4 protein-coding genes are annotated in these 5,386 nt (G+C 61.5%); 2 read left to right on the top strand and 2 right to left on the bottom strand.

All coding sequences use genetic code 11. From position 1 onward, the window contains the following. A partial coding sequence (locus tag HAV22_RS30965; protein ID WP_208296454.1) for a hypothetical protein occupies window positions 1-563 on the top strand: 563 nt, incomplete at its 5' end. A gap of 1,028 nt (window positions 564-1,591) precedes the next feature. Here the strand turns inward: HAV22_RS30965 and HAV22_RS30685 are convergent. Continuing rightward, window positions 1,592-1,813, bottom strand: coding sequence for a DNA-binding protein (locus HAV22_RS30685; protein WP_166865614.1), 222 nt, complete (start codon window positions 1,811-1,813; stop codon window positions 1,592-1,594). 360 nt (window positions 1,814-2,173) lie between these two features. Next, window positions 2,174-2,539 carry a helix-turn-helix domain-containing protein gene (locus HAV22_RS30680; protein WP_166865611.1) on the bottom strand — a complete coding sequence of 122 codons (366 nt, stop codon included), beginning with the start codon at window positions 2,537-2,539 and terminating at the stop codon, window positions 2,174-2,176. 130 nt (window positions 2,540-2,669) lie between these two features. On the opposite strand from HAV22_RS30680, the gene HAV22_RS30675 reads away from it, so the two are divergent. Next, window positions 2,670-5,386, top strand: a 2,717-nt coding sequence (locus tag HAV22_RS30675) for a CHC2 zinc finger domain-containing protein (protein ID WP_166865608.1), incomplete at its 3' end; no start/stop codon positions are given.

Below are 5,386 nucleotides of genomic sequence, written 5' to 3'. Positions count from 1 at the left end.
GGAAAAAATTCCGCCCATGCTGGAGGTGTGCCTTCGTTTTGTCGCCGCAAGCCGTTGATCTGCCTGAGAAAAATGCCTGCGCATACGACGAAAGTATGACGGGGCAAACTATCTATGCATATGTCGGTGGGAATCCGGTCAGCCGTATTGACTCCGCAGGCTTACAGTACGGTCGGGTTGCGCCGCGGGGGCCGGTTCTGCTTGGGTTGGGTGGTTATACCGCAGCCGGATATCCCGTCGATCCCAGCAGCATGCAACAGAATGCCCAGCCAGCACAGTTCTGGAATGATATTAGTAATGTGCCAAACCGAGCTCCAGATTTACCTGGTGCTTACGTAGGGATAAACTTCCCTTGGGACGGAACCGGAATTCAATCGTACTGCGCAGATGGCTATTATGGGTCTTCTCCTATTCCGATAGATCCTGATAATGACCCAAGTCATCCTAAACAGTGCAGAGCAAAAGCATCTGGCCCTATTAAACAGGCTCCTCAAATGAGTGTATCTGCTCCTGGCATGTCACGGCCCTTTACCTGCACGAGTTGGAAATTTATGCCTGAATAATCACGTAGTTCGGTTATCTTTGATGGGTGGCATTTATGAATATTAAATTTTATTTAAAATCAAGAGTTTATATTCTGGTTTTAGTCGCTTTGGGGGCGCTGCTAATCGGCTTTCCCTATATATTTCCGACGCCTACGTTTCAAGACCTTGTGAATGATTGTATGCGGCAATGTGAAAAAATAAATGCACTTGGGCAACTTGAGAAGGAATTGACACCTTATTCGCCTAAATTGTCTTCTGCGAAATACAGTTGCCACTGCCTGAAATAGGATTTGAGTTGTACTAACTTTCTAGAAAGTAGAGCCATGGTCTCTCATAGGAGAAAACGTGACTTTACTCGCTAGAAGGTTAGTAATGATGGAATTTCTAGTGGTTCCTAAAATTTGATATTAAAACGGCGCTTTGTTGTTTGGAGGTGTTTTTATGTGACTCAAGGCAGCGAAAGCGATTCTTCCTGCTTGGCTGAGATCGGGGCCGAGCGGCGCAAATTGCGCGGTTTGTGCCACGACGTGGACCCCGCGCAATGCCTTGCAAATCGAGGCCGTGCCCGCTGGGGGTGTCGCTGGTCAGGCGGTCTCATTTAGTCGCGTGAGCGGCAGCGGTCACGTCCGCTGCCCACGCAGATTCCTTCAACCGCCGGGCACGGCCGGCAGCGGCGGGCCATTCCCGCCACCCCCTTGGAACGGGGCACACATCACGCAACTTCGTTCAGTCGCGGATTTCGCACCAGACGCGGGTCTTGAAAGTGACAGGTGCATTTGCCTACGTCGCTGTTGTACCTGGTTTGCAACTCGCCTGCAACCCGGATGCAACCAGCTACAACCTGCTTGCAACCCATCTGCATCCCGAGACAACGGAAACATGATTTGGACAGGCACGACAGATATGTTGAACGAATCCCGCGGACTCGTTCAACATATCCGTGCCAAAGGAGCTCTCCTTGAAACCCCGTGTCCCACGAACACCAGATGCGGCCGCAACTGGCTTGAGGTATCACCTGGCCGTTTTTTCGTTTCGCGGGACCGCGTCTAGATTCCATCGATCTCGCGCACCAGGCGTTTTTCCTCATCGAGGATAGCCACGCCCTGACCCTGCAATTTCGCCTGCAGGGCGACCTCGTACAAGGCGATCGCCTTGAGCAAAACGTCGGCCTCGGGCGACCCGCTGGCCACGGCCAGCCGCGCCAGTTTCGCCTCGAGCGCGTGCGACATGGTGAGCGTCATCTGGACGTTTTTCGTGTCGGCAGTCATGGCTGCGCTCCTTTCGTGATCAGTGAATTCCAATGATTCGCCCCGGACCGCCACCCAGGCGGTTGGAGCGTTTTTGCGGGTTCCCCGCACCCTGGATGCGGTACACACATTACGCACGAAACGCGTGACCCGATTTTCACGCGCAAGCTGTTGATTCGATGAGTAAATCGGCGTCTACACTTTCGCGTTCGCCGGTCGCGGCTTTCGTGCGCGTACGCCGCCAAACCTTTGCAAATCAAGGACTTGTCCTGTTTACAGTTATTATCAGGTGGGCGCCCGTTTATTATTTAAAGAATAATAGCTCCCCCGGCCCCGCCGCGCGGGGCTTCTTTTTAGCGGCTGAAGGCGGCCGTGCCGCCGTCAGGGCTTGTCCTTGGTCGCCGGCGTATTCACGCGGGCCAGCGCGCCGGCCACCTGGTTCTTCACGATGACGGCGTCGATCAGCTCGCGCACCACCGTCTGCTCGTGTTCGGACAGGCGTGATACCGCCTCGAACTGGTAGCGCAGGGAGTCGGCCGGCTCGCGCTCGCCGGCGTCGAAGACCAGTCTGTCGGCGCTGACACCGAGCGCGATTGCTAGCCGGCGAATCACATCAAGGGTAGGTTGCGACGTTCCCCCCTCATAGCGCCGGATTTGCAGCACGGCCAGGCCGACCGCGTCGGCCAACGCCTGCTGGGTCAGGCCGCGCTCCTTGCGCAGGGTGGCCAGCCGTTCCGGGAATTCCATATCGAATATCGAGGGTGACGAGAGAGTCATCACTATAAGCCCCCTATCTGCGTAGCTTGCCCGATGATACCATATGAGATAGCATGTCCATATCAATTTGGAGTCTTGACAGGTTTTGGAGGGAAAACGGATGGCGCGCATCCCGGAAACGGAAATCGAACGGCTCAAGGCCGAAGTGTCGCTGGTGCGCCTGGTGGAAGCCGCCGGCATCGCGTTGAGGAAGCAGGGCCGCGACTACGCCTGCCGCTGCCCGTTCCACGACGACGCCACGCCGTCCCTGATCGTCAGCCCCGGCCCGAACCTGTATCACTGCTTCGGCTGCGGCGCGGCCGGCGGTCCGATCGATTGGGTGATGAAGATGCGGGGCGTCAGTTTCCGTCACGCCGCCGAGCTGCTGCGCGAGGGTCTGCCTTTAGCGGCTTCGGGTTCCGATATCGCCGCCGGCTCCGCGCCGGTCCGGCACTCGACGGTCAAGAAGCTGGCCGCGCCGGTGGCGCGGGATGCCGACGACCATGCCGCGCTCGCGCAGGTGATCGACTACTACCACGCCACCCTGAAGCAAAGCCCGGAAGCGCTGGCCTATCTGCAATCGCGCGGCCTGACCCACCCCGAGCTGATCGACGTCTTCCGCCTGGGCTATGCCAACCGCACGCTGGGCCTGCGCCTGCCGGACAAGAACCGCCAGGCCGGCGCCGAGATACGCGGGCGGCTGCAACGGCTGGGCATCTACCGCGACAGCGGCCACGAGCACTTCAACGGCTCGCTGGTGGTGCCGGTGTTCGATGCGACGGGCCATGTGGCCGAGGTCTATGGCCGAAAGCTGCTGGACAACCTGCGCGCGGGCACCCCGAAACACCTGTACCTGCCGGGGCCGCATGCCGGCGTGTGGAACGAGGCGGCGCTGGCCGCCAGCCGCGAAGTGATCCTGTGCGAAGCGCTGATCGACGCCATGACCTTCTGGTGCGCCGGCTACCGCAACGTCACCGCCGCCTACGGCACCCAAGGCTTCACCAACGACCACCTGGCCGCCTTCCGCCGACATGGCGTCGAACGCGTGCTGATCGCGTTCGACCGCGACGATGCCGGCGAACGTGCCGCGCAATCGCTCGCCGAACGCCTGCGCGCGGAAGGCTTCGGCGTGTGGCGCATCCAGTTCCCGAAAGGCATGGACGCCAACGAATACGGCCTGAAGCTGCAACCGTCCACCAAGTCGCTGGGCATCCTGATCCGCAAGGCCGCCTGGCTCGGCGACGGTGCCGCGCCCGAGCGCGCCACGCCGGAACCCGGCGTGGCCGTCACGCCGGCCGCGCCCGGACCCGTGGAAGCCCCCCGGCCGATGCATGCATCCATTTTAGCGGCTAAAAAGATGGCCCCCATCGAGCCACTGCCGGCCGCGGCGGTGCCTCCCGCGCCGCAATTCGACCTGGCGGCCGACGTGAGCGAACAGGAAGTCGTCTTGCGTTTCGGAGAAGGCGACGACGCGCGCCGTTGGCGCGTGCGCGGCCTGCCGAAGAACCTGGCGGTCGGCGTGCTCAAGGTGAACCTGATGGTCGCCAACGAACTGGCCTTCCACGTCGATACGCTCGACCTGTACGGCGCGAAAGCGCGCGCCGTGTTCGTACAGCAGGCGGCCGGCGAATTGCGCGTGCCCGAAGCGGCGCTCAAGACCGAACTCGGCCGTGTGCTGTTGAAGCTCGAACAATTGCAGGACGACGGCATCGGGAAGGCGCTGGAACCGCAAGCGCCGTCCGTGCCAAGCATGAGCGAGGATGAACGCGACGCCGCGCTGGCCTTGCTCAAGACACCCGATCTGCTGCCGCGCATCCTGGCGGATTTCGAGCATGGCGGCATCGTCGGCGAGGCGACCAACAAGCTGACCGCCTATCTGGCCGCCACCAGCCGCAAGCTGGAACGGCCGCTGGCCGTGGTGGTGCAATCGTCCAGCGCCGCCGGCAAAAGCTCGTTGATGGACGCGGTGCTGGCCTTCATGCCGCCGGAAGAAACGGTGCGTTACTCGGCCATGAGCGGGCAGTCCCTGTTCTACATGGGCGAAACCAGCCTCAAGCATAAGGTGTTGGCAATTGCCGAAGAAGAAGGCGCGAGCCGCGCCAGCTATGCCCTGAAGCTGTTGCAGTCGGACGGCGCGCTGACGATGGCTTCCACCGGCACGGATGCCGACGGCAACCTGGTCGCCCGGGAATACAGGGTGGAAGGCCCGATGTCGCTGTTCATGACCACCACCGCCATCGACGTGGACGAGGAATTGTTGAACCGCTGCCTGGTGCTCAGTGTGGACGAAGGGCGCGAGCAGACCGCCGCCATCCATCGCCGGCAGCGCGAACGGCGCACGCTGGCCGGCCTGATGGGCAAGGAACAGAAGGACGGCGTGCTGGCCTTGCATCGCAACGCGCAACGGCTGTTGCGCCCGCTGGCCGTGGTCAATCCCTACGCCGACCAGCTCACCTTCCTGGACGACCGCACGCGCACGCGGCGCGACCATGAGAAATACCTGTCGCTGATCGACACCATCGCGCTGCTGCACCAGTGCCAACGCCCGATCAGGAGCTTGACCGTCGCCGGTCGCCAGGTGGACTACATCGAGGTCGTGCCGGCCGACATCGCGGCGGCCAACGACCTGGCGCACGAAGTGCTGGGCCGCAGCCTGGACGAACTGCCGCCACAGACGAGGAAGCTCCTGGTCCTGGTACGCGAGCTGGTGAGCGACCGCGCCGCCGCGCTGGACCTGCACCGCTCGGAATACCGCTTCAGCCGGCGCGACGTGCGCGACGCCACCGGCTGGGGCGACACGCAATTGAAGGTGCATCTCGCGCGCCTGGCCGAGCTGGA

Source organism: Telluria antibiotica (assembly GCF_011682055.1).
Lineage (GTDB): Bacteria > Pseudomonadota > Gammaproteobacteria > Burkholderiales > Burkholderiaceae_D > Telluria > Telluria antibiotica.
The sequence above is the reverse complement of the archived record's forward strand: the minus strand, read 5'-3'. Positions and strand labels throughout refer to the sequence as shown.